At 40.1% G+C, this 1006-nt stretch carries 1 protein-coding gene; it reads right to left on the minus strand.

Annotated elements, in window-relative coordinates:
* Positions 1-164 precede the first annotated feature (164 nt).
* The coding region (locus tag R8O70_RS26455; protein WP_318184619.1) for a DUF945 family protein at positions 165-1006 on the minus strand (842 nt) is incomplete at its 5' end.

Genomic DNA, 1006 nt, shown 5'->3' on the forward strand with positions numbered 1-1006 from the left:
AATACGTTGTCCGTATTTTGTTCCATGATGCTCATTGCTCCTGCTATGTAAATATTAAGAAATTAATATCACGTTTTTATGGCGATAAAAACAAGAAAAGAGGTCTTAAGACCTCTTTTAAACTGAAAACGTCAAATTAACGGAAAGCTCTAATCGTAATCGGCTTATTTCTGCATCAACGCGGGCATTAACAGACCAATCAATGGAAATTCATGACCATTTTCAAACTTAAGCTTGCCTTCACCGATTTGAGCTTTAAGTTCATAACCACCATCGACTTTTTCAATCAACTCCATGATCAAAAGCTCATCAATGCCTTCTTGGATAAATGGATAGTGTTCAACAAGTTCATCTGAGAAGTAAGTACTCAATTCGCCGTTTGTTGCGGTCATCAACTTCATTGGGTCTTGCGTGATATGGTCTGTACCTTGAGGGACAGATAACTGCCACTCGTTGCGGAATTGACCTTCACCAAACGCCAAAGAAAGCTCATTAACTGAAAGCTTAAAGCCCTTACTAAATAGCGTGTCGATGTGAGGCATTAATTCGGACACCTGTTGTTCATCAAGTACTGGTGAGCTTTGATAGATCGACATAATTTGATCGAACGAATTACTATCGACATCTGCAATAGCAAAATTCAACTTAAAGTTATCAACATCAGTGCCATCCGTTAGGCGCATTTTTTGAGCATTAATGTTCAATTGGCTGTTTAGCTTCTCACCGGTTTCGTCATTCGACGTGTTGCCGCTGTAGCTCGCCTTTTCAATCAAAAATACCTGTTTAAGCGATGAATCAACCACATCTAACTTTTCTAGAGAAAAGGTTTGTTCACCAAGCCAATAACCTTTCGCTTGCTTACCCTTACCTTGTCCACTCAGATCATTCAGGTGTAACTCGTCACCATTTTCAAAATCGACTTGAACTGAAGGAATCGATACTTGGTACTTCAAATCACCAAGCACGGTAACATCGCCAGTCACTTGCGCAGGACTTGTCGAAACCG

It is taken from the genome of Vibrio sp. 779(2023), assembly GCF_033344285.1.
GTDB classification, from domain to species: Bacteria; Pseudomonadota; Gammaproteobacteria; order Enterobacterales; family Vibrionaceae; genus Vibrio; species Vibrio alginolyticus.